The 21,168-nt window shown below is 34.4% G+C and carries 23 protein-coding genes, 1 tRNA gene and 1 other annotated feature; of the genes, 1 reads left to right on the top strand and 23 read right to left on the bottom strand.

All coding sequences use genetic code 11. The features are described 5' to 3' along the window. Positions 1-73: 73 nt before the first annotated feature. The 3 genes from DWY01_RS10145 to DWY01_RS10135 form a co-directional block, all read right to left on the bottom strand. Positions 74-1,732, bottom strand: coding sequence for a galactoside ABC transporter permease (locus DWY01_RS10145; RefSeq protein ID WP_117996010.1), 1,659 nt, complete (start codon positions 1,730-1,732; stop codon positions 74-76). Positions 1,733-1,743: 11 nt separating this feature from the next. After that, a complete protein-coding gene (locus DWY01_RS10140; protein WP_117996009.1) occupies positions 1,744-3,252 on the bottom strand; it encodes a sugar ABC transporter ATP-binding protein in 1,509 nt (502 codons plus the stop codon). A 91-nt stretch (positions 3,253-3,343) separates the two neighbouring features. Then, positions 3,344-4,603 (bottom strand): substrate-binding domain-containing protein, encoded by a 1,260-nt coding sequence (locus DWY01_RS10135; protein WP_117996008.1) that lies wholly within the window; start codon positions 4,601-4,603, stop codon positions 3,344-3,346. 547 nt (positions 4,604-5,150) lie between these two features. On the opposite strand from DWY01_RS10135, the gene DWY01_RS10130 reads away from it, so the two are divergent. After that, positions 5,151-5,226 (top strand) — tRNA-Glu (locus DWY01_RS10130). Positions 5,227-5,303: 77 nt separating this feature from the next. Here the strand turns inward: DWY01_RS10130 and DWY01_RS10125 are convergent. From DWY01_RS10125 to DWY01_RS10030, 20 genes are all read right to left on the bottom strand, one after another. Then, on the bottom strand, positions 5,304-6,668 hold the full coding sequence (locus tag DWY01_RS10125; RefSeq protein ID WP_117996007.1) for an MATE family efflux transporter: 1,365 nt from the start codon (positions 6,666-6,668) through the stop codon (positions 5,304-5,306). A 36-nt stretch (positions 6,669-6,704) separates the two neighbouring features. Continuing rightward, the gene (locus DWY01_RS10120; RefSeq protein WP_117996006.1) at positions 6,705-7,544 is read right to left on the bottom strand and encodes an ROK family protein; all 840 of its coding nucleotides are present in this window, start codon (positions 7,542-7,544) and stop codon (positions 6,705-6,707) included. Further along, complete coding sequence (locus DWY01_RS10115; protein WP_117996005.1) at positions 7,541-8,263, bottom strand: GntR family transcriptional regulator; 723 nt, start codon at positions 8,261-8,263, stop codon at positions 7,541-7,543. The genes DWY01_RS10120 and DWY01_RS10115 overlap by 4 nt, the downstream gene beginning before the upstream one ends. 34 nt (positions 8,264-8,297) lie before the next feature. Continuing rightward, positions 8,298-8,918, bottom strand: coding sequence for a metallophosphoesterase (locus tag DWY01_RS10110; protein WP_117996004.1), 621 nt, complete (start codon positions 8,916-8,918; stop codon positions 8,298-8,300). A gap of 42 nt (positions 8,919-8,960) precedes the next feature. Further along, a complete protein-coding gene (locus tag DWY01_RS10105) occupies positions 8,961-9,473 on the bottom strand; it encodes a DUF1307 domain-containing protein (protein ID WP_117996003.1) in 513 nt (170 codons plus the stop codon). Between the two features lie 29 nt (positions 9,474-9,502). Further along, positions 9,503-9,706, bottom strand: coding sequence for a hypothetical protein (locus DWY01_RS10100; protein ID WP_117996002.1), 204 nt, complete (start codon positions 9,704-9,706; stop codon positions 9,503-9,505). After that, a complete protein-coding gene (locus DWY01_RS10095) occupies positions 9,681-10,391 on the bottom strand; it encodes an aminotransferase class I/II-fold pyridoxal phosphate-dependent enzyme (RefSeq protein WP_117996001.1) in 711 nt (236 codons plus the stop codon). The genes DWY01_RS10100 and DWY01_RS10095 overlap by 26 nt, the downstream gene beginning before the upstream one ends. Before the next feature lie 175 nt (positions 10,392-10,566). Continuing rightward, the gene (locus DWY01_RS10090) at positions 10,567-11,556 is read right to left on the bottom strand and encodes a hypothetical protein (RefSeq protein WP_117996000.1); all 990 of its coding nucleotides are present in this window, start codon (positions 11,554-11,556) and stop codon (positions 10,567-10,569) included. Continuing rightward, the gene (locus DWY01_RS10085; protein ID WP_117995999.1) at positions 11,522-12,100 is read right to left on the bottom strand and encodes a hypothetical protein; all 579 of its coding nucleotides are present in this window, start codon (positions 12,098-12,100) and stop codon (positions 11,522-11,524) included. Before DWY01_RS10085 ends, DWY01_RS10090 begins: the two co-directional genes overlap by 35 nt. Before the next feature lie 108 nt (positions 12,101-12,208). Further along, entirely contained in the window at positions 12,209-12,481 is a 273-nt protein-coding gene (locus tag DWY01_RS10080; RefSeq protein ID WP_199519950.1) for a hypothetical protein, read from the bottom strand. Continuing rightward, a complete protein-coding gene (locus DWY01_RS10075; RefSeq protein ID WP_117995998.1) occupies positions 12,478-13,209 on the bottom strand; it encodes an amino acid ABC transporter ATP-binding protein in 732 nt (243 codons plus the stop codon). Before DWY01_RS10075 ends, DWY01_RS10080 begins: the two co-directional genes overlap by 4 nt. Further along, on the bottom strand, positions 13,202-13,885 hold the full coding sequence (locus DWY01_RS10070; RefSeq protein WP_117995997.1) for an amino acid ABC transporter permease: 684 nt from the start codon (positions 13,883-13,885) through the stop codon (positions 13,202-13,204). Before DWY01_RS10070 ends, DWY01_RS10075 begins: the two co-directional genes overlap by 8 nt. A 20-nt stretch (positions 13,886-13,905) precedes the next feature. Beyond that, complete coding sequence (locus tag DWY01_RS10065; RefSeq protein WP_117995996.1) at positions 13,906-14,673, bottom strand: transporter substrate-binding domain-containing protein; 768 nt, start codon at positions 14,671-14,673, stop codon at positions 13,906-13,908. A 108-nt stretch (positions 14,674-14,781) separates the two neighbouring features. Continuing rightward, positions 14,782-14,990: a binding site (T-box leader), on the bottom strand. Between the two features lie 103 nt (positions 14,991-15,093). Beyond that, positions 15,094-15,450, bottom strand: coding sequence for an Hpt domain-containing protein (locus DWY01_RS10060; protein WP_117995995.1), 357 nt, complete (start codon positions 15,448-15,450; stop codon positions 15,094-15,096). A 129-nt stretch (positions 15,451-15,579) separates the two neighbouring features. Then, positions 15,580-16,935, bottom strand: a complete 1,356-nt coding sequence (locus tag DWY01_RS10055; protein WP_117995994.1) for a PFL family protein — start codon at positions 16,933-16,935, stop codon at positions 15,580-15,582. 12 nt (positions 16,936-16,947) lie between these two features. After that, positions 16,948-17,217 carry an ACT domain-containing protein gene (locus tag DWY01_RS10050; RefSeq protein WP_117995993.1) on the bottom strand — a complete coding sequence of 90 codons (270 nt, stop codon included), beginning with the start codon at positions 17,215-17,217 and terminating at the stop codon, positions 16,948-16,950. A gap of 15 nt (positions 17,218-17,232) precedes the next feature. Beyond that, positions 17,233-17,718 (bottom strand): hypothetical protein, encoded by a 486-nt coding sequence (locus DWY01_RS10045; RefSeq protein WP_117995992.1) that lies wholly within the window; start codon positions 17,716-17,718, stop codon positions 17,233-17,235. Between the two features lie 16 nt (positions 17,719-17,734). Beyond that, complete coding sequence (locus DWY01_RS10040) at positions 17,735-19,081, bottom strand: aldehyde dehydrogenase (protein WP_117995991.1); 1,347 nt, start codon at positions 19,079-19,081, stop codon at positions 17,735-17,737. Between the two features lie 2 nt (positions 19,082-19,083). Further along, entirely contained in the window at positions 19,084-20,286 is a 1,203-nt protein-coding gene (locus DWY01_RS10035; RefSeq protein WP_117995990.1) for an iron-containing alcohol dehydrogenase, read from the bottom strand. A 93-nt stretch (positions 20,287-20,379) separates the two neighbouring features. Next, entirely contained in the window at positions 20,380-21,108 is a 729-nt protein-coding gene (locus DWY01_RS10030) for an Rpn family recombination-promoting nuclease/putative transposase (protein ID WP_256372090.1), read from the bottom strand. Between the last annotated feature and the right edge of the window lie 60 nt (positions 21,109-21,168).

The raw sequence follows: 21,168 nt of genomic DNA, 5'->3' as shown, positions 1-21,168 counted from the left end.
TATACAATAAAAAGCCTATGTCCTTACGAAAAGGTATAGGCTTTTGTCAACAATCTGAGTTTTTTTAAATTAATTAGTTTTTACGTACGTATTTCAAGCAATCAAGAGTTACGGCGATAAGAATGATAATTCCTGAGAATACGAACTGTAAGTTAGTATCGATACCAAGAATTGTTAATGAATAAGTTAATGCAGTAAAAATCAACACACCAACTACTACACCAGAAATTTTACCGATACCACCAGTAAATGATACACCACCTACAACGCAGGCAGCAATTGCATCCATTTCCCATCCTTGTCCATACGCAGCTGAACCAGAACCAATCATACGAATACATTCTAACCATGAACCAAATCCGTATAAGATACCTGCCATTATGAAGGCTCCAAGAGTTACTTTAAATACTGAAATACCAGATACAGAAGCAGCTTCTGGGTTTCCACCTACGGCATATAAATTTTTACCGAATTTTGTCTTATTCCAAATGAACCAAACAATCACAACTGCGGCTACTGCCCATAAGATAATTGTTGGGAATGCACCTACTTTAGGAATGATTTTCCCTGGAATAGATTGATCAATACCACCAAAAGATACACCTTTTGTTGAGTATGTTACTAAACCAAAGATTACTAACATGTTAGCCATTGTTGAAATGAATGGGTGCATTTTAAATTTAGCCGCAAAGAAGCCGGCAATTGTTGTAAACATTGTACATAATACAACACAAACAACTAATGCTAAAAGAATTCTTCCTCCAACTGGCATAGTTGAGAAATCAAATACATGTCCGAATACTGAACCAGTATTAGGACCATTGTGCATAATAATTGTAGCAGCTGTCATACCCATACCAACCATACGTCCAACAGATAAGTCAGTACCAGCTAACATAATTAAACCAGATACACCTAATGCTAAAAACATTCTTGGAGATGCTTGTTGCATAATACTTAAAATGTTATTAACAGTAAAAAGTTGTAAACCATTCTTCTTAATTGGTGTAATGATACACAAGAAAATGAATACTAAAATAATCGCAATATACAAACCATTTTTCAACAAGAAATCACGAGTATTGAATGAATACTTATAGTTTTCAATTTTTTGAGCTTGTTTTTCTGAAAATGAGAAGTTAGACATCTTCAACAAGTCAATTAAGTGATATTCAAATATGAATGCATCATGTTTACGGTCTTTAGCCTCTTGCATATTTTTAGTATATTCAAGTTTTGCATCAAACAAACGATTCTTATAAATGAAGTTCTCTTCTTTAATTTCTTCTTTATCACTAAGACCTGATAAAATATCTTTATGCTCTTTTTCTAATTCTTTTAATTTTTTATCATACTCTGCCTTAGCTTTTTGAACCTCATACTTATTACTTTCAACAACTTTGTTGTAGTAATCCGTTTGATAGTGATCCTTCAAATATTTTTCAGCCATAGCAATTTTTTCGTTGATTGGTTGTTTATTTTTAGCTTCGATTTCTTTAGCTTTTTGCAATTTGCTGTTTAATTCTGAAAGGCGAGCTTCCTTCTCGCTTTTAGTATAAATTTTATCTCTCTTTAAAGCCTCGATTTCTTCTGAATATTCCAAGACTTTATTTGTTCCTTCTTCTCTTAGTTCATCAATTTCAGCTTGAATCTTTCCAACATAATCCTCAATAGGTTTACGTAGTGCAAGCTCTTCATCATGACTAAGAATATTTGTAACTGTATTTGTCATAATTATCTCCTTTATAGGTATTTTGCACTGAGTCTTAACAACTCTTCCTGGTTAGTATCTTTTGTATTTACAATACCGGCTAAGCGTCCATTTGACATAACGCCAATACGGTTTGTGATACCTAAGATTTCTGGCATTTCACTTGAAACTACAATAATTGTTTTTCCTTGTTTAGCCATTTTGATGATCAATTCGTAAATTTCATATTTAGCACCTACGTCAATACCACGTGTAGGTTCATCCATCATGAATACGTTTGGTGATCTCTCTAACCATTTACCGAAGATAACTTTTTGTTGGTTACCACCAGATAGACTTGTAATCGCATCATTGGGTCCCATACACTTAGTTCTCATGGTTTTAATTTCTTTATTAGTAGCTTGAATCATCTTATTATCAGAAAGTGCTACCTTGCTCATATAAGAAGGTAAATTTGCAATCGTTGTATTGAATGTTAAATCACACTTTAAGAACAATCCATTTGCTTTACGCTCTTCAGTAATCAAGGCAAAGCCATGTTCAATTGCTTCTTTAGCACTATTAAAGTTCATTAACTTATTGTCAAAATAAACACGACCTGAAGCTCTAGTACGGATACCGAAAATCGTTTCTAACAACTCTGTACGTCCAGCTCCTACTAAACCGTATAGACCGAAAATCTCACCTTTTTTAACGTCAAATGTAATATCTTTTAAGTATGGCTCATATTTTGTTGATACATGTTGAATAGATAACATTGGTTCTCCAGGAACATTATCAACAGGTGGGAATCGGTTATCCAATGAACGACCTACCATGGCTGCAATCAACTCATTCATATTGGTTTCAGAAGTAGGTTTTGTCATAACCATTTTTCCATCTCTTAGAACCGATACTTCATCGCAAATTTCAAAAATTTCATCCATTTTATGAGAAATATAAATAAGCGAAATGCCTTGTTTTTTCAACATTCGCATCATATCAAACAATTTATTAACTTCTTGTGTCATCAAAGAAGATGTAGGCTCATCAAGTACGATAACCTTTGAATTATATGAAATTGCTCTGGCAATTTCACACATCTGTCTTTGTGAAACAGACATATTACGCATTGGTGTATCTAAATTCACTGTCATACCAAGCTTTCTAAAAAGCTCAGATGATTTCTTTTTCATTCGGTCTTCATCTACCATACCTAATGAATTTGTGGGATAACGACCCAAGAATAAATTGTCTTTAACATTTCTTTCAAGACATTGATTTAATTCCTGGTGCACCATGGCAATACCATTTTCAAGTGCCTCTTTGGGTCCAGAAAAATTAATTTCTTTTCCTTCTAAAAAAATCGTACCTTCATCTTTTTGATATGTCCCAAATAGACATTTCATCATTGTCGATTTACCAGCACCATTTTCTCCCATAAGTCCCATAACTGTACCTGGTTTTAAATCTAAATTAATGTGATCCAAAACACGGTTACGTCCAAAGGACTTACTCATTCCGCGTATAGATAAGACCAATTCTTCATTCTTATCTGCCATAAAATCTCTCCTATTTTTTACTACTATCTAAATAATATTAGGGAGAAATATTTTCTCCCTAATAAGCTTAATCCTATATTTTTTGAATTATTTATTTAAGGATTCCTGTGTAAGAAGCTGCATTGTCAGTCTTAACCATGTTAATTGCGAATGCATCATATTTGTCTGGGTTTCCTAAACGGTTTGTGATGTTAGATTCAGTTTGTCCATCTCCACCAATGTATTCAACATCTAAATTCAATAAATCATCGTATTTTTCTAATAATGGTTGGTAAGTTGAACTTAAGAAGTTATCAGATGCGTTGTAGATATTTAACCAAACACTCTTCTTAGCGTGATCTTTTTCACCTAATTGGTTAGAAACTGGAGCATAAGTAACTGTTGAATCTAAGAAATCTTTATAGTTGTCAGCAGTAACAGCAACGTTTAATGCATAGTAAGAACGTTGATCCTTATTGTATGTATAAACATCATCAGTTAAAACGTTTCCAGCATCATCTTTTGTACCGATACCTGTATCAATATCAACACCATCTAAAGCATTACGTAATACTCTTAATGTTAAATAAGCTTGAACGTCAGCATGTTGAGAAATTGTTCCACCATATCCTTCAGCGATTGCAGCAACTGCATCTGAGTTTGCATCGTAACCGAATGTAGGAACTTTGTTTTCTTTTGACCAAGCATTGAACATTGACATACCCATACCATCATTGTTAGAAGCTACAACGTCAACTTCTTCACCGAATGAAGCAGTCCATGTACCGATTGTGTTACCAGCAGTAGCAGCATCCCAAGTAGCACCTGAAGAGTTCTTCATTTCTTGAGAAGCAAGTTCTCTTACTGTATAAGTTTTTCCATTAATTTCTAATGAGCCATCTTGAACATTCTTAGATTTACCATCATTGTTGATTCCAGCTGGATCACTTACGATTTCACCGTCTTTTTCAACAGCTGTACCTAACGCTTTACGAACACCTCTTGTACGAGCGATAGAGTCATTGTGACCTACGTCACCGATAGCTAATACGTAACCAATAACGCCATCTCCATTACGATCTAATGTATCGATATTCTTTTCGATATAATCTTTAATCATTTGTCCTTGAAGTTCAGCACCTTGATTTGCATCGAAACCAACATAATAAGTATCTTTGTTGAAGTTTAATGCATCCATATCTAATTCACCAGTAGAACTGTTAGAAGGTTGACGGTTGTACCATACTAATGGTTTGTCAGCGTTCGCAACACTAGAACCACCAGTTTTTTCTTCACTTCCTCCACCGCTACAAGCAGTTAATGCAACACCCATAGATAAAGCTGCAGCAATTGTTAAAAATCTTTTGTTCATATTATCCTCCTAATGTAGATTTTTACATGAAGACACATTCACATATGGATAATTCGCATGATTATAATATGATTGGCAGCTGGGTGTTTCAAAACGAATTTATAAATCCAAAAATATGTCCATTATATTCGAAACAAAGCCATTGTCGTGAAATCAATTTATATAATCTGTTCTATGCTTGTAAATTCAGCTATGTATCCCCCTCAATGTGATGCGTCTTTTTACTACTGTATCATAGCATACTCTTGTAAGCGCTTTCAATCATTTTTTTTAAAATTTTTATTATAACCAGAATTTGCTATATCCTACTATATTCGTATTTATCTAATATATTTCATCCACAAAATATAACCATTATTCCTATCAACTTTGTATGTTATGTTAAGTAATATATGATACTTTTAACTTAGCTATTTCCTTATCTAAAGCAAAATCAAAAATTCATTATAAAAAATATTTTAAAAAATCATTTTTTTTGCTTGCAATATATAAAATCTTGTAGTATCATTAACTAGCACTTGTCAAGAGAGACAAGTTTAATATACATGGCGCGTTGGAGAAACGGTTAACTCACATGCCTTTCACGCATGCATTCACGGGTTCGAATCCCGTACGCGTCACCATTTTTCAAATAAAGTCCGAAAGGACTTCTTTTTTTTAGCCTTTTTCAAGAAAAAAAACCTTCCCATTCAATGGAAGGTTAAAATTCATTCACAATATTATGTATCCATATGCCTTTTTTCACTAATGTGATTCCAAATATAGCTTTAGGAATATCCACACATTGTACAAGTAGATATACATTAAATATTGGCAAATCTGTAAAACGAGTTAGGCATAGAGCCACCATAAACGTAAATATAAACGTATATCCGCTATCAAAGAAAAAAGTCAATAATGTTTTTCCACCAGCTCGCATTGTAAAATAGCTACTGTAATACAATGAAATAATCGGAAGCATACAAGCTGAGATTCTCAACAAAGAAGAAGCTAAGTTTTTCACTTCTACAGACGTGTTATATATTTGCGGAATAAAAGGTGAACATCCAAACAATGTCATGCCAATGCATAAGCACATCAAAAAATTCATAAATACCATTTTAAGATCGCAATCTTTGGCATATTCAACTTCACCAGCTCCAAGTCTTTGTCCAACAATGATTGAAATGGAATTTCCCATCGCATAACATATAATCATAAAGAAATTAGTTACTGTTGTTGTAATATTAATAGCTGCAACTGCCGCAAGTCCTCTTGTCGAGTAACATTGAGAAATTAACGCAATAGAAATTGACCACAGTATTTCATTACATAATAAAGGCATTCCTCTTTTGACAACATTCATAAATATATCCGAAGATATCTTATTCAAATGCATCGCATCTCTTAAATATTCATTCTTATATCCTGCAGTTATATTTATACACATTTCCACCACATGAGAAACCACCGTACCAATTGCCGCACCAATAACGCCAAGTCTAGGAAATCCAAAATTACCAAAAATCAAAATATAGTTGATACAAAAATTCACGATAACCGCAATCACACTTGCTTTCATCGGTAAAACTGTGTTCCCTGTTTCTCTTAGCGAAGAAGAATATACCTGCGTTATCGCAAAAGGAATAAGGCCAATCAACATCACATTCATATACTGCATTCCGTAATTCAATGTTTTCAAACTATCTTCAGGATTATCATTTAAATATAATGAAATTAATGAAGTGCCGAACATTTTAAATAGACAAATCGCAATTATCGAAATCAAAACAACTATAATCATTTTTATACGAAAACAATTATGAACTCCATCCCTATTTCCTCTTCCATAAAACTGTGCTAAAAAAATTCCTGCTCCAGACATAGCTCCAAACACACTCACATTAAACACTTGAAACAATTGATTCGATATTGAAACTCCACTCATGGATAACGTCCCCAATTGTCCAATCATAATATTATCTAATAAACTAGCTAAGTTTGTGAATCCATTTTGAATTACAATTGGTATACACACAATCAATACCATTCGATAAAACTTTTTATCACCTATTAACGATTTCATGCCCTTCCTCCCTTATGCAAGAAATACCGAGAACATTTAATGATTCTCGGTATTATTATTGTAGTAATACAATGCACCTAATAAATTAGCGTCATTGTTGAATTTACACGCCTGTATCTCAGGCATTTCTATAGTAGAAAACCACGTCTTCATACAGTTCATGTTTTCTTTTATACACTCAATTAGTTTCGGTTGTGCTGATATTCCTCCACCAATCAAGATTGTATCCACATCTAACAACAATTGAATATTACTCAACATCCAAGCTAGATTACTACAATACGCATTAAATCCAGCATATATTTTTTCCTCATCGAGATGATTAAATAATTCTTTCCCTGTTAAACCCGTCACTCGTTCGAGACCATCTTTGCCAAAATAAGCAGCCATCGTATTCTTATATGTCTTCTCTGTATCCATATGTGCATCTGAGTATTCTCCAGCTAATAAATGTGAACCTTCATACACCTTATGATCAATTACGATTCCCATTCCTATATACGTACCTAACACAACAACAAGTGCATTTTTAGAATCTTGTAAATTTCCAAAGCCTAGCTCCGCCCACGTTGCACATCTGCCATCATTTTCTAAAGTAACCCTACAATTCTTTATCCTCATAATTTCTTCTTTCAAAGGATAATCCGAAAGAAAAGAAAGTTTACCTGTTATATAAGCTTTTGAATGATCTTCATTCATAATCCCCGGCATACTAATGGCGATCCCACTATAATCAAAAGGCAAAGAACATATCGACTCTACAATATCTTGTGTCGTTTTTGGTGTTGTATAGTCCCCTTTTTGAAGAAAACACCCCATGTCATCACATAAGCCATATTTAATATTAGTACCACCAATGTCAATTGTTAATATCATAATTTATTAGATGTTGAAATCGTGTAACTATATAAATCGCCACGATAGTAACACATTGTATACTCCATTTTTCTTCCTTTTTTATCAAAGGAAATACGCTTACGCGCTAACACAGGCTGGTCCTTACGTATTTTTAAAGCTAAGCACACTTCTTCACTTGGATTTACTGCTGAAAATTCTTCATCAATACGTGCTGGAGAGCCAATCACTTCATATACGGATTGTGTATGTTCTCGTAAATCTAAAGGTAAATCTAAATCCAACGGAAAATAAGATACAAAATAAACCAAAAGAACATCATCAGCTGTACGAACTCTTCGTACACAATACATCATTTCTTCTGGTAATCCAAACAATTCACGCGTTTTATCATCTGGAATTTCTTTTGTAATGTGGAAAGCTTGGGTTCCAGGCACTCTACCAAGTGCAGTCATTTCATCTGTAAAACTACGGATATGAGATAACTCCTCTTTAATTTTAGGTCGAAACGTTACAAACGTACCTTTTCCACGGCCTCGTTTTACCATACCCTCTTGCTCTAACTCTAAAATTGCTTGTCGAGCCGTAATTCTTGAAACATCATAAATCTGTTGAATTTCCATTTCACTATCAACGCGATCGCCCAAAGACAAAACTCCATTCTGGATATCTTCTTTGTAGAACTCCTTAATTTGTTTATAATAAGGAAGATGACCGGACGTTGTATCCAATTTATGCATAATATGATCTCCTTAATAACATTTGTTATAACAATTATAGGTTATTTCTTCTCTGCTTGTCAATTTCAATCCATTCATCTAATGTCATTGGAACATAATCACTGTACATACAAAAACAGTTTATCAATTGACATGGCACAGTTTCTAATTGTCCATCACCAATTCGTGGATGTGTTTGTTTCTGAACATAGTCTTGGTATGCATCTAAAAACTGCTGATCCTGCGTTTTATGAATATGCCCATGCAGCATAAAGGTTTTTGGTTTTCCACTCTCATCTCTACGATATTGCCCATTATAACAAGCAATCGGATAATGAGATAAAACTACTTTTCGCTTATTTTCATTTAACTCCGCATAATCTTTGATCCATTCAAAACGAGATACATCAAAATTTTTATCCTCTAAAAAACGATCATGATTCCCTCGAATCAAATAAATCTTTCCCTTTAATTCATCCAAAATATCCATTGTCTCTTTCGCATTTCCCCACGAGAAATCCCCAAGCACAACAACTTCATCATTTTTTCTTACCTTACTATTCCATTGATCAATCATATATTCATTCATTTGATCAATATCTTCAAATCCTCTTTGATCCATTTTTTCATTTAAGGAACGATGAAAAAAATGTGTGTCTGCAATATAATAACGCATCTATCAGCTCATCCTTTCAATAAGAAAATAGCGGAAAACCCGCTATTGTGTCATACACGCAAATCCTTCTGTTTTATAAACATTCTGCGTCTTTTTTAAACTTACATAATCCGATTGGGCTTCTCCCTTATCCAACAAACCATTCTCAATCAGTGTATCAATATCTGCAGTTTTGAAATTCATTTCAACCGTAACTTCAACCTGCTCTTCTTTTAATTGCGTAGAAACATGAACTCCTTCAATTGAATTATATTTCTCATCCAAAGATGAATTTATCTTAGATTGAATCTGTTCAGAATTCATATCATCTGTTATACCTAAATCCGAAAAATCCATCACAAAGACTTGTGTCATTTTTTGGATTTTATCCCCCTTCGCCTCAAAAGTAACCTGCTGCGAAGAATCATTTTTACAATCAATCACCGTTGTTTTATTCACTTTTTTTGTTGTAACAGGTGCCTTATTTGCAGATTTTGTCTTCTGATCTGTTATATCACTCAATTTCGTACACCCACATAAAAGTAAGCTTACACATAACAAATATTGAATTCGCATAAGTATACCCCCTTACGGAATCCATTTTATCATGAAATCAAATGTTCATCCACAAAGTTTGTCAGTTCACTCAACCCTTTTTCAAATAAAGAGCTGTCTTGTGCAAGACCTAACCGAAAATAATACTCTTTATCAAAGCATGAGCCAGGAACAAAGAAAATTCCTTTTTCCACAAGCAACAATTTCGCAAAGCTCTCACTCTTTAACTCAAAACCATATTTTAGAAAACACACCGTACCCCCCCTTAGGTAAGATACATTCAAAGTTTGGATTGCACTTCAACCATTCCGTTACAATTTTTTTGTTTTTCAAAATTATACTTTTAGCTCTATCAATCAATACATCCCTATGTTTCAAAGCTATAAACCCTAATTTATCCACTAATGGCCCTGTTGATATCATGGAGTAATCCCGTCTAATATTAATTTGATGAATCACATCTCCATTCGCCTTTACCCAGCCAAGTCTTAATCCTGCAAGTGAAAAGACTTTACTTAAGCTAGATGTTGATATCCCTTTTTCATATATATCACTGATTGAAAGTTCATCATTTAAACCACGATAAACCTCATCACAAAGAATATAAATACCATTCACTCTACACAAGTCAATAAGACGCATCAGAAATTGTTTTGAATACTCCGTACCTGTTGGATTAGAAGGATTATTTAAAATAATCATTTTCGTATTTGAATTGATATATTGTTCAAAAGATTCAATGTCCACTTGCCAATCACTTTCATACAATTCGATTTCATGAACCTTACATCCAATTGATCTAGGAATATCGACAAACTGCTGATAGCCAGGAACAACCGTGATAACTTCATCCTCTTTTTCCAACAATGTATTCATCACTAATTCATTTGCCTTTGACGTACTCTCATCATTAAAATGACGAGATTCTCTTTCTCTCATTGCGAGAAATGGAGTATCGCAAAGCTTTCAGCCTGGTTCTAGACCTTGCATATAGTCTTTGCATAACTCTTGTTTTTCGAGCATTTCCAATCCATGTGGACTGTACTTTGTATACTCATACTACATCCAGCAGGGCTTACGCCTAAGACCTGAACTAGATGAGGGATTCTTTAAGCTAGAATCCAAAGCAGTGTTTCATTGTGTGTCCACATTTTTTCTTATCTAGAATCAATGTATCCTGCATCTTTACAAAATGTGGAAAGTCAAGATGACAGGTTTTAAAATCAGGTGCAGTCAATGTATCATCAGTATGACAAATTAGAAAGGCAGAATATAAATCTCTTTGTACTTTATGTCCTTCAATCGTTTTAAATCTTTCACTTAAAGTAGGTTTGATGTATTCACCTGTATCATGGTGAAGTTGAGAAGCACGGTATTGATGAATATCAATTTCGTAGTATGGTATTCCATACTGTGTAGCTTTTGATTTCAGGTCTGCCTGCATAAGGCCTGGAGAACGGTTCTTGATGGAGTGTCCATAACGCTTTTTGCGTTTGTATTTGTTTACCATCTTAAAAGAGCCGTCTTTTTGTTGAATTGCCGTTGCCTCATCTTTACACTCTGTCTTCTTTGATTTCTTTTGAAGAGCCTTGAAGTTCATTGGTTCAAGGATGAATTCGCTTGTGTTTTTTAAAAGCTTGTTGATGAAAGTGTGGTGTGAATTCTTAATGTAAGCAGATTGTCTTCGATAGAGAACTCGAACTTGGCGTTTTAAACGTCTACATCGTTTTGTGGTTTTCCATTTGTGCTTTCCCTTTTTGACTGTACCATTCTTGTTGTAGTTTTCTGGATTATGTTTTCGCATAGATGCATCTATCAGATTCTGCTTGTGGCAGATCTCTTTTTCATAATTTATAGAATCTGGAGCCAGTTCTTCCAGATGGACCTCGTTATTTGAGACTGTCGCAATCGTTGATGTTCCAAAGTCTACACCTGTGCGATGTCCACCATCTTCAGATAGTTTAATTCGTTTTGGTGCATCACCTCGAAGTGTGATCACTACATAATATTTGAATCCACTGTTGAATTCGATCCTCTTTAAAAATGAATAAACAACATCTTCTTTTAAATCAACAGATGAAATAATGTTCTGAATAATATTCATTCTTTGGGACACGAACCTTGTAGTAATGTTTCATAAAACAGACGGTATCCCATCTTGAAAGACGTACTCCTGTTGCAGCACATTTTTGTTTGATGCAATCAAAACTATTATATCTTCGATAATGAAGATGACGCCCATCCTCAAAAAGAACCTTTTCTACTCCCTTATATACAGCTTCAGCTTCTGCCTGTGCCTGATGAGAGTTGATGTAGTTCTTGAATTTCTTTTGTTCTTTGGATACGAACTTACACAAAGAAGTCTTTGTGAGATTATACTCTTTTTGTTTAATACACATGATATTTGACAACTCTTTTTTCTTCTTCTTTTGAGAAGCTGACAGTTCAGATACTTTCTTTTTAGAAAATTCAGCTTCTCCATAAGCTTTGCGTGCACCCACATATTCTTTATCATGAAATAAAGCGTTCAAACGGTTTGTAGCATATCGAACTAATTGATTATGCATCTGATTTGCATAGAAAAAAGATTTCGACAAAAAACGTTTCTCAGATCCACTTAGTTCCAATTGAAAGCGTACTGTATACATATCGAAATCTCCTTTTTTACGATGTATTCTACGTATATATTATATCATGATTCGTGTATAGAAACTGTTGAAAAACTGTTGCATACGTCATTCATCTCATGACTAAAGTCACGAGCGTTCTGACTCTTCCTGTAAACAACCTTGTGCCGTCGTAACATTATCAACTGTCCCATGCTTATATAATGTTAAAATAGCTTTTTTTAAATCAATATCTCCAGTAATTTGTCCATAATCGAGGGTAAGGCCTTTAAAATCCAATGATTCTAAATCTAATAATTCTTGTAACGTCAAAGCTTTAACACAGGTATCCGTCAAATTATAGACGGCATCATTTTCGTAATCATTCATCCATTGTTCCACTTTGAAATCTGGCAATCTCATTCGTAGAACACCTTGCTCAAAAAGTCCTTAGCTCGATCCGATTGAGGATTTTCGAAGAATTTTTCACTTGTATTTTCTTCAACAATTTCTCCTTGATCCAAAAAGACAACTCGAGTTCCTACCTTTCTCGCAAACCCCATTTCATGTGTAACCACTACCATTGTCATTCCTTGTTTTCCAAGATCTTTCATGACCTCAAGTACTTCCTTGATCATTTCAGGATCCAATGCACTTGTTGGCTCATCAAACAACATGATATCTGGATTCATACACAAAGCTCTGGCAATCGCAACACGCTGTTTTTGTCCACCCGATAAATTATTAGGATATGCATCTTTTTTATCTAATAGCCCTACTCTCTCTAAATATTTCAAGGCTATTTTTTCAGCTTCTTCATCCGTTTTATTTAACACCTCAACTTGAGCTAATTTACAATTTTGTAAAACCGACATATTCGGAAACAAATTAAAGTGTTGAAACACAAATCCCATGCGATTTCTTTGTTCACGAAATTTCTTCTCATCTTCCGGATTCATCCATTCATCATCCAAATAAATTTTTCCCGTATCCACATGCTCTAATCCATGAATACATCTCAACAATGTACTTTTACCAGATCCACTTGGACCAATCAAAGAAATAATATCTCCTTTGTTGACCTCTAAGCTTACATTCTTTAGGGCACGTGTCTTATCAAATTTTTTCGAAACATTCTCTACTCTAATCACTTACAGCCAACCTCTTTTCCACTTTACTTCCAATATAAGAAACAATGCATGTCATAAACAAATAGAATATAGCCGCAAGCATATATGGAGACATAACATCATAATATTCTGCCCCAATCACTTGAGCTCCTTTTAAAAGTTCTACAGCACCAATACAACTAATCAATGAACTATCTTTTATTAATGTAATAAATTCACTGATCAATGGTGGAATCACACGTTTAAATGCCTGAGGCAAAATAACAAGCTTCATAGTCTTCCAGTTCGATAATCCTAAAGTTTCACATGCTTCCCATTGCCCTTTGTCTACGCCATTAATACCTGAACGAAGCAATTCAGTTTGATAGGCTCCAGAGTTGATGCTCAAGGCAATCATACCAATCACGATTGGATTGATTCTTAAAACATTACCTGTAAAAGCTGTATAAATAGATGGAATTACGGAAAAAATAATCAGTATCTGTAATAATAATGGAGTTCCACGAATAATTGTGACATACACGAAAGCTATAGCTCTAGGCACCTTGTGTTTGCTTCTTCTTCCGCTTGCGCCTAAGATTCCCAATACTAAGCCAATTAAAAGGGAAAGCGCTGCAATCGCAACCGACAACAGCGCACCCTTTGCTAAATAGAGTATATTCTCTAATGTAAACACCTGATCAATCGCAACAAACATACACTTTCCTCACTTTTCCTTTACTTTGTTTCTAATGGAGATAAATCATATTTTTTACACAACTTATCATAATCATCGCTAGCCAAGAATTTCTTGATACATTTATTAATTTTTTTAATAACATCCTTATTTCCTTTTTTCGCAATGATATAGTTTTGTTCATCCATCAAGGATTCATCTAACATTTTAAATTCGCCGCTCTTTACATAGTTTTTCGCTACACCCAAGTCAACGATAGCTGCATCATACTGGTTTGCACTTAATGCATTCATAATGTCTTGTACATTCTTTAATCCAGTTACTTTAGCATCCTTAACTTCTTTTGCGGCAGCCTCACCAGTAGCTCCAGTTTGAGCAACTAAAGATTTACCTTCTAAATCAGCCGTTGATGCGATATCCGAATCTTTTGGAATCACGGCAACCTGGCTTGATCCTAAATATGGATCTGACCATTCCACTTTACGTTTTGAATCATATGTAAATCCAGAAATACCTACATCAATTTGGTCTCCTTGAAGCTGAGTAATGATATTATCAAAATCCATCTTCTTCATTTCTAATTTATAAGTAACTCCTTCTTCTTCACTTAAATATTCTTCAAAGCATTTCATCATATCTGGATCAAATCCTACGATATCCCCTTTTTTATTTTCTGATTCATAAGGAGCATAATCCGGAGAAATTCCTACCGTTAAAACCTTTTCATCATTTGATGCTGAACCACTTGAGCATCCTACCATTGTCAAAGCTGTTAAAGCTGCCATTCCTAATTTAATATTTTTTTTCATTTTATATTCCTACCTTTCTCTGTATGCAAATCAAAAATTAAAACTCTATTATTACGTCGATCACTTTCCATTCACACACACCCTTTCTAATAAAAAAAACGTCCAAACATATTGGACGTTATATACGCGGTACCACCAAATTTCCATCTGCCTATGCAGATGACACCTCATTCTTAACGCGAATTCACGATTTAGCCTCAAACTCTTCGACCAAATAACTCCAAGACACGTTCCAAAAGTTTTTTCAATAACTCACACCTACCGTTATCTCTCTTCAGAAAAATTACTTTTGTACTTCTTCTTTTCTTTGCCTATGTAAATTATTATATTCATTTTCTGTAAACTTGCAACATAAAATGAAATTATTTTACATTTATTTACATTAAAAAAGCTTCCCTACACGGAAAGCATTCTCCTTATTTACTTTTGTTGAGAAAACTCGTTTAAAGCTTCGATTGTTTTTTCGTATTGCTTTTTTACTTCACCAAACAACTGCAACCCTTCCTCTAAGTTACCTGCACGTAAACTTTCAGTAATATCAAAACTTGGTTTATACAAATGATTAAAGCCCAAATTCATGCATACACCCTTTAAAGTATGCGCTGCACGAAATGCGATATCCACTTGTTTTTCATTCAATGCAGTTTCCAATTCTTGAAAGCTTGTGTCTTCTCTAAATTTTAACGCAAACTTTTTAATCATAGCCTCACTTGGCAAACGTTTAATAACATCTTGATAATTTGCGCCCATCTTTTCATAGCATTCTTTTATCGTCATATTTCATTCTCCTATAATATAACTATATATTCATTATATCGTTTTATTTAAAGTGTTAATATAATCTATTATATTCTATAATCTAACCAAAGAAAAAGCAATATAAAAAGGAAGTAAAACACTTCCTCATTAGTTCTTTAACGCTTGTAAAGGAGCTGGAATTCTTCCGCCACGATTAATCATAACGTCATTTGAAATTTGAGAAATTGGCATAACAGGACCTGCGCCTAATAAACCACCAAAATCCAATTCATCCCCAACATCTTTTCCAATAGCCGGAATCACACGAACGGCTGTCGTTTTTGTGTTAACCATACCGATTGCCGCTTCGTCCGCAATAATTCCTGAAATAACACTCGCACTTGTTTCTCCTGGAATTACGATCATATCCAATCCAACACTACATACAGCGGTCATCGCTTCTAATTTTTCTAATTTTAAAGCACCTGTTCTAGCTGCATGAATCATACCCGCATCTTCACTTACAGGAATAAAGGCACCAGATAAACCACCCACATTACTTGTTGCCATAACGCCACCTTTTTTGACTGCATCATTCAACATAGCTAAACATGCCGTAGTACCATAAGCGCCACATGTTTCCAATCCCATTTCTTCTAAGATATAAGCAACACTATCTCCAACAGCTGGAGTTGGAGCTAAAGACAAGTCTACGATTCCAAAAGGAACCCCCAATTTTTCACTCGCAACGGTTCCAACCAATTGTCCCATACGTGTAATCTTAAATGCAGTACGTTTGATCAAATCTGCAATTTGATCCATACGCAATGATTTATCTGCCTTACTTAATACGGCACGCACAACACCAGGCCCAGATACACCAACGTTAATTACGCAATCGGCTTCTCCTACACCATGGAAGGCTCCCGCCATGAATGGATTGTCTTCAGGAGCATTACAAAATACAACCAATTTTGCAGCACCTAAACAATTATCATCTTTTGTAGATTCTGCACAACTTTTAACAATTCGTCCCATCTGTGCTACTGCATCCATATTAATACCTGCTTTTGTACTACCCACATTTACGCTCGCACAAACATGTTGAGTTTTAGCTAAAGCTTCAGGAATTGATTCAATCAATTCTCTATCTCCTGCCGCATATCCTTTTTGTACCAACGCAGAATATCCACCAATAAAATCTACACCTAACTTTTGTGCGCATCGTTCTAAAGTCAAGGCATACTCAACTGGATTTCCACCTGAACAAGCTACTAACATCGCAATAGGTGTTACACTAATTCGTTTATTTACAACAGGAATACCATATGCCTTACTAAAATCATTACCTACTTTAACTAAGTCTTTCGCTAAGCGGCAAATCTTTTCTTCCACCTTTTGACATGATACATGAATATCTGGATCCATACAATCTAATAAGCTAATGCCCATTGTGATTGTACGAATATCTAAATATTCTTCATCAATCATCTTAATTGTTTCTAAAATTTCATTTGTCTGCATACAAATACCTCATTAAATCTTGTGCATAGAATTGAAAATATCCTGGTGCATGCAACGAATGACTAGATTTTTTTCTTTTCCTAAAACTTCCATCTTATCTGCAAATTCATTTAAAGGAATACTCATCTTATCGATATCCACGATCATTGTCATCGTAAACATAGAATCTACAATTGTTTGTGTTACATCTAATACATTCAAATTATGGTCTGCACATTCATTTGCGATCAACGCTAAAATGCCGACCTTGTCTTTTCCAATTACACTAATAACTGCCTTCATAATATTTTCTCCTTCTTACAATTTAATTTCGCACTTCTCATAACGAATAAGTTCATATGGTTCATACGCATCCTGGATTCCCTGCACATTTACATCATATTCACTTGGCATAAAGGATACCTTATTTTGTTGATTTAGACAATCCTTAATAATTTGACTCTGCTCTTTTGTCAAAGTTTTTGACTTTTTAAAGCAGATTTCATTCGTTTTGTTTACTAAAATAATATCTACATCTAAACAATCTGCCGCAAACAAATGATCTTTCCAATCACATTCCTGAACATTAAAATAAAAATCACTGTTGTCGATATCTCCACCCTCAAGTACAAATATCGCAATATCATTTGTGTAACAAAAATGAAGATCGATTCCACTATTCAACATTTCAATTTCCTCCTGTGTCCAATCTTCATCTTTTATTACTAACATAAAACGGTTTTCTACATAGTCCATGATGGCACCAAAATCGATGTCATACGCAAATTTTTCTTTATTACTCATATATTTATTATAAAGATTATCTTAAGAAAAAGCGAATCAATTTCTCATTGATTTTAGTATAGGGCTGATAGCGCATCGGTAAATCGATAATTCTTTTCTTGTCCACAATACTTTTCGTATGACTAAACGTTTCAAATCCACGCTTTCCATGATAAGATCCCATACCACTTTCACCAACACCGCCAAAGCCCATATTGCTCGTAGCTAAATGAATCGCAACATCATTAATACAGCCACCCCCAAATGAAACTTCACTAATAACTTTTTTAGATACCTGTTTATTCTTTGTAAAAATATATAAAGCCAAAGGACTTGGCATAGAATTGATTTTGTCAATAATCGAATCTAAATTTGAATATGTAAGAATTGGCATAATTGGCCCAAATATCTCTTCCTGCATGACAGAATCCGACCAACTTACATAATCCATAACTGTTGGTTCAATTTGTAAGTCACGATGTTTTCCTCCATATACAACTTTTTCTGAATCAATCAAGCCTAAAATTCTCTTATAATGCTTTTCATTAATAATATAACCATAATCATCTAAGCTTGCATATTGACGTTTTATTTCTGATATTACGCACTCAACAAATCTATCCTTTATTGATTCATGTACCAACATATAGTCGGGTGCTACACAGGTCTGTCCACAATTCAAATATTTACCAAATACAATTCTTCGAGCAGCTAATTGAATATCTGCATCTTTATCTACAATACAAGGACTTTTTCCACCTAATTCCAAGGTAACTGGAGTTAAATACTGACTTGCTTTATTCATAACAATTTTCCCAACACGTTTTGATCCTGTGTAGAAAATATAGTCAAATTTTGAATCTAACAATTTAGAACTCACTTCACTATCCCCAAGCACACAAGTCACATATTGTGGATCAAAATACTCTTTTATCATGTCACTAATAACTCGCGATGTATGTGGACTAAATTCACTAGGCTTTAATACAACTGTATTTCCTGCTGCAAGTGCATCTATTAACGGATCAATAGACAATAAAAAAGGATAGTTCCAAGGACTAATCACTAATACCACGCCATAAGGGCTTGGTTTTTCAAAGCTACGAGATAGAAACTGTGATAAAGGCGTATATACAGTTTTCTCTTTTGAAAACTTACGAATGTGCTTTTCCATATAAGTTAACTCACTTAAAGCTAACCCAACCTCACACATATAGGTTTCAAAATTTGATTTTCCCACATCCCTTTTAATTGCTTCATTGATTCGATCTTCATAATTCAAAATAGCTTTTCTTAAAGTCTTTAATGCATTAATCCTAAAATCTAAATTTAGGGTTTTATGCTGATTATAAAATACTCTTTGTTTTAAAACGATTGGATCCATACTCAATCCTCCACTACTAAATCATACACTTTTTCTAACTCTTTTACACTCCACAAAACAGGAACTGGATATAATGGATTGGCTTCATGATCTGCATATACTGCCAATTCATGTATATCCGATTTCTTTAATTCACTAAATGTAGATGAGATGCCAAAATGCTTCTTCATTAAAGTGATTTGTTCAATAAAACACTCAGCACCAACCTTATAAGAATCCTTCGCATTACAGATGCCACAATGCAGAGCCATTTCATAGAGTTTCTTATACACACTTTCTCCATATTGTTTCAATACAACATCAAGTAATGTCGCATTAGCTAGTCCATGCGCAATATTATATTTACCACCTAATGAATGAGCAATTGCATGCACATATCCTACATAGGATACTGTAAAGGCATGTCCTGCATAATAAGCAGCATCAAGCATATTGCTTCTAGCTTCTAAATCATTTCCGTCTTCATACACCTTATATATATTCTCAAAAATTAGTTTTGTAGCCTTTAACGCATATTCACGCGTCTTCTTTGTGGTCGAATTACCAATATAAGCCTCAATCGCATGAGTTAATGCATCCATCCCTGTGCATGCCGTAACAAATGGAGGCAAAGATAATGTGGGCTTAGGATCTAAAACTGCATAGTCAGGAATCAAATAAAAATCATTGATCGCATATTTATGACGTGTTTTTGAATCTACAATGACAGCCGCAAGAGTTGTTTCACTTCCTGTTCCAGCTGTGGTAGGTACACAAATAAGTAGTGGTAGTTTCTTCCATATCTTTAAAATCCCCTCCATCTTAGATAATGGTCTCCTTGGACGAGCAAGTCTAGCACCAACGGCCTTAGCACAATCCATGCTAGATCCTCCGCCAAAACCAATTAAAGCCTGACAATTCGAAGACAAATATAAGTTTTTTGCTTCTTCTACATTATCACTCGTTGGATTGGCAACCGTCTTATCATAAATAACATACTCTATAGAATGATGATCCAAGTGTTCACACATACGATCCAATATGCCTAACTGATGCACAGTCGCATCCGTAATAACCATAACTTTAGAGATATGATTATCCATACATACATGAGAAATCAAAGATGTACTCTTCAATATTTTTGGAGTTCGATAAGGCAAAACAGGAATCACAAGTTTAAAACATTTCTGAAAAATTCGACAATATATTTTCTTGAACGTATTCATAAAGTACCTCCGTTTAGTTAACTTTGTATACTTTATATTTATTTGTTCACTTTGTCAACTATAAAAAATATGGACACATTCATGTCCATACCTTTATGCTTTCATCAATAGCCTTTTAATCGACTCTTCACTTACTGAGAAGATGGATGCGATACTTGAAATACTGAATCCCTTGTCTACCATCGCTTGATACATTTCTTTACGATTATTCTCGCTGCCTTGTTCGATTCCTTTTTCAATACCTTGTTCGATTCCTTTTCTTATTCCTTCAGCTTCCCATTCCTTTGACTTTACTTCCAGCCATCTCTTTTCAGCTTCACACATCTCAATCTCCTCCTTTTCCTCTAATTCCTTTAAATCCAGCCATTCTACATCCGTCAATGTCTTCACTACTTTTAATACGCTGCTTTTCACAACCCCAAAGTCATTGATTGTTCCTTCATAAATAGACTGATTATATATGCTTCGACATATGTAGAATAGATTATGTACGTCTTCTTCATTAAAATTATATGAAGTCTTTCCTGTGATTTCAATCAGATTCATTTGGTAGTCATGGAAATAAGATTTGAATCTCTCATCCACATCCACGAGTTCTGATAATTGCCTAGCTGCACGCCAAGGCCTTTCTCCTGTATAGAATACTAGAATGTGTACCATGGGTAGTTTTTCTTCTACCTTATTCTTCTTTAACTTCTTTAACATTCGGTCATAAGCTACAAACTCATATGCAGCAGCTCTTACAACCATGGACATATCCACACGACTTTGATTTTCAATAATGAATGCACTATAAAGATTTCCATCATTGTACTTACGTATGACTGGTACTATGTCAAGAAAAAGGACTCATAAAATAGATAAATTTTAAATTTTAATGCT

The organism is Eubacterium sp. AF22-8LB (genome assembly GCF_003458715.1).
In the GTDB taxonomy this organism is placed as follows: domain Bacteria; phylum Bacillota_I; class Bacilli_A; order Erysipelotrichales; family Erysipelotrichaceae; genus Holdemanella.
The sequence above is the reverse complement of the archived record's forward strand: the minus strand, read 5'-3'. Positions and strand labels throughout refer to the sequence as shown.

Bases quoted from the DNA above. Each gene is read 5' to 3' on its own strand.
- DWY01_RS10060 (WP_117995995.1), bottom strand. From the start codon at position 15,450: ATGACGATAAAAGAATGCTATGAAAAGATGGGCGCAAATTATCAAGAT.
- DWY01_RS10110 (WP_117996004.1), bottom strand. From the start codon at position 8,918: ATGCGTTATTATATTGCAGACACACATTTTTTTCATCGTTCCTTAAAT.
- DWY01_RS10035 (WP_117995990.1), bottom strand. From the start codon at position 20,286: ATGAATACGTTCAAGAAAATATATTGTCGAATTTTTCAGAAATGTTTT.
- DWY01_RS10045 (WP_117995992.1), bottom strand. From the start codon at position 17,718: ATGAGTAATAAAGAAAAATTTGCGTATGACATCGATTTTGGTGCCATC.
- DWY01_RS10145 (WP_117996010.1), bottom strand. From the start codon at position 1,732: ATGACAAATACAGTTACAAATATTCTTAGTCATGATGAAGAGCTTGCA.
- DWY01_RS10040 (WP_117995991.1), bottom strand. From the start codon at position 19,081: ATGGATCCAATCGTTTTAAAACAAAGAGTATTTTATAATCAGCATAAA.
- DWY01_RS10055 (WP_117995994.1), bottom strand. From the start codon at position 16,935: ATGCAGACAAATGAAATTTTAGAAACAATTAAGATGATTGATGAAGAA.
- DWY01_RS10050 (WP_117995993.1), bottom strand. From the start codon at position 17,217: ATGAAGGCAGTTATTAGTGTAATTGGAAAAGACAAGGTCGGCATTTTA.
- DWY01_RS10140 (WP_117996009.1), bottom strand. From the start codon at position 3,252: ATGGCAGATAAGAATGAAGAATTGGTCTTATCTATACGCGGAATGAGT.
- DWY01_RS10105 (WP_117996003.1), bottom strand. From the start codon at position 9,473: ATGCGAATTCAATATTTGTTATGTGTAAGCTTACTTTTATGTGGGTGT.
- DWY01_RS10065 (WP_117995996.1), bottom strand. From the start codon at position 14,673: ATGAAAAAAAATATTAAATTAGGAATGGCAGCTTTAACAGCTTTGACA.
- DWY01_RS10080 (WP_199519950.1), bottom strand. From the start codon at position 12,481: ATGAGATTGCCAGATTTCAAAGTGGAACAATGGATGAATGATTACGAA.
- DWY01_RS10135 (WP_117996008.1), bottom strand. From the start codon at position 4,603: ATGAACAAAAGATTTTTAACAATTGCTGCAGCTTTATCTATGGGTGTT.
- DWY01_RS10120 (WP_117996006.1), bottom strand. From the start codon at position 7,544: ATGATATTAACAATTGACATTGGTGGTACTAATATTAAATATGGCTTA.
- DWY01_RS10115 (WP_117996005.1), bottom strand. From the start codon at position 8,263: ATGCATAAATTGGATACAACGTCCGGTCATCTTCCTTATTATAAACAA.
- DWY01_RS10095 (WP_117996001.1), bottom strand. From the start codon at position 10,391: ATGAGAGAAAGAGAATCTCGTCATTTTAATGATGAGAGTACGTCAAAG.
- DWY01_RS10085 (WP_117995999.1), bottom strand. From the start codon at position 12,100: ATGTATACAGTACGCTTTCAATTGGAACTAAGTGGATCTGAGAAACGT.
- DWY01_RS10070 (WP_117995997.1), bottom strand. From the start codon at position 13,885: ATGTTTGTTGCGATTGATCAGGTGTTTACATTAGAGAATATACTCTAT.
- DWY01_RS10090 (WP_117996000.1), bottom strand. From the start codon at position 11,556: ATGAATATTATTCAGAACATTATTTCATCTGTTGATTTAAAAGAAGAT.
- DWY01_RS10125 (WP_117996007.1), bottom strand. From the start codon at position 6,668: ATGAAATCGTTAATAGGTGATAAAAAGTTTTATCGAATGGTATTGATT.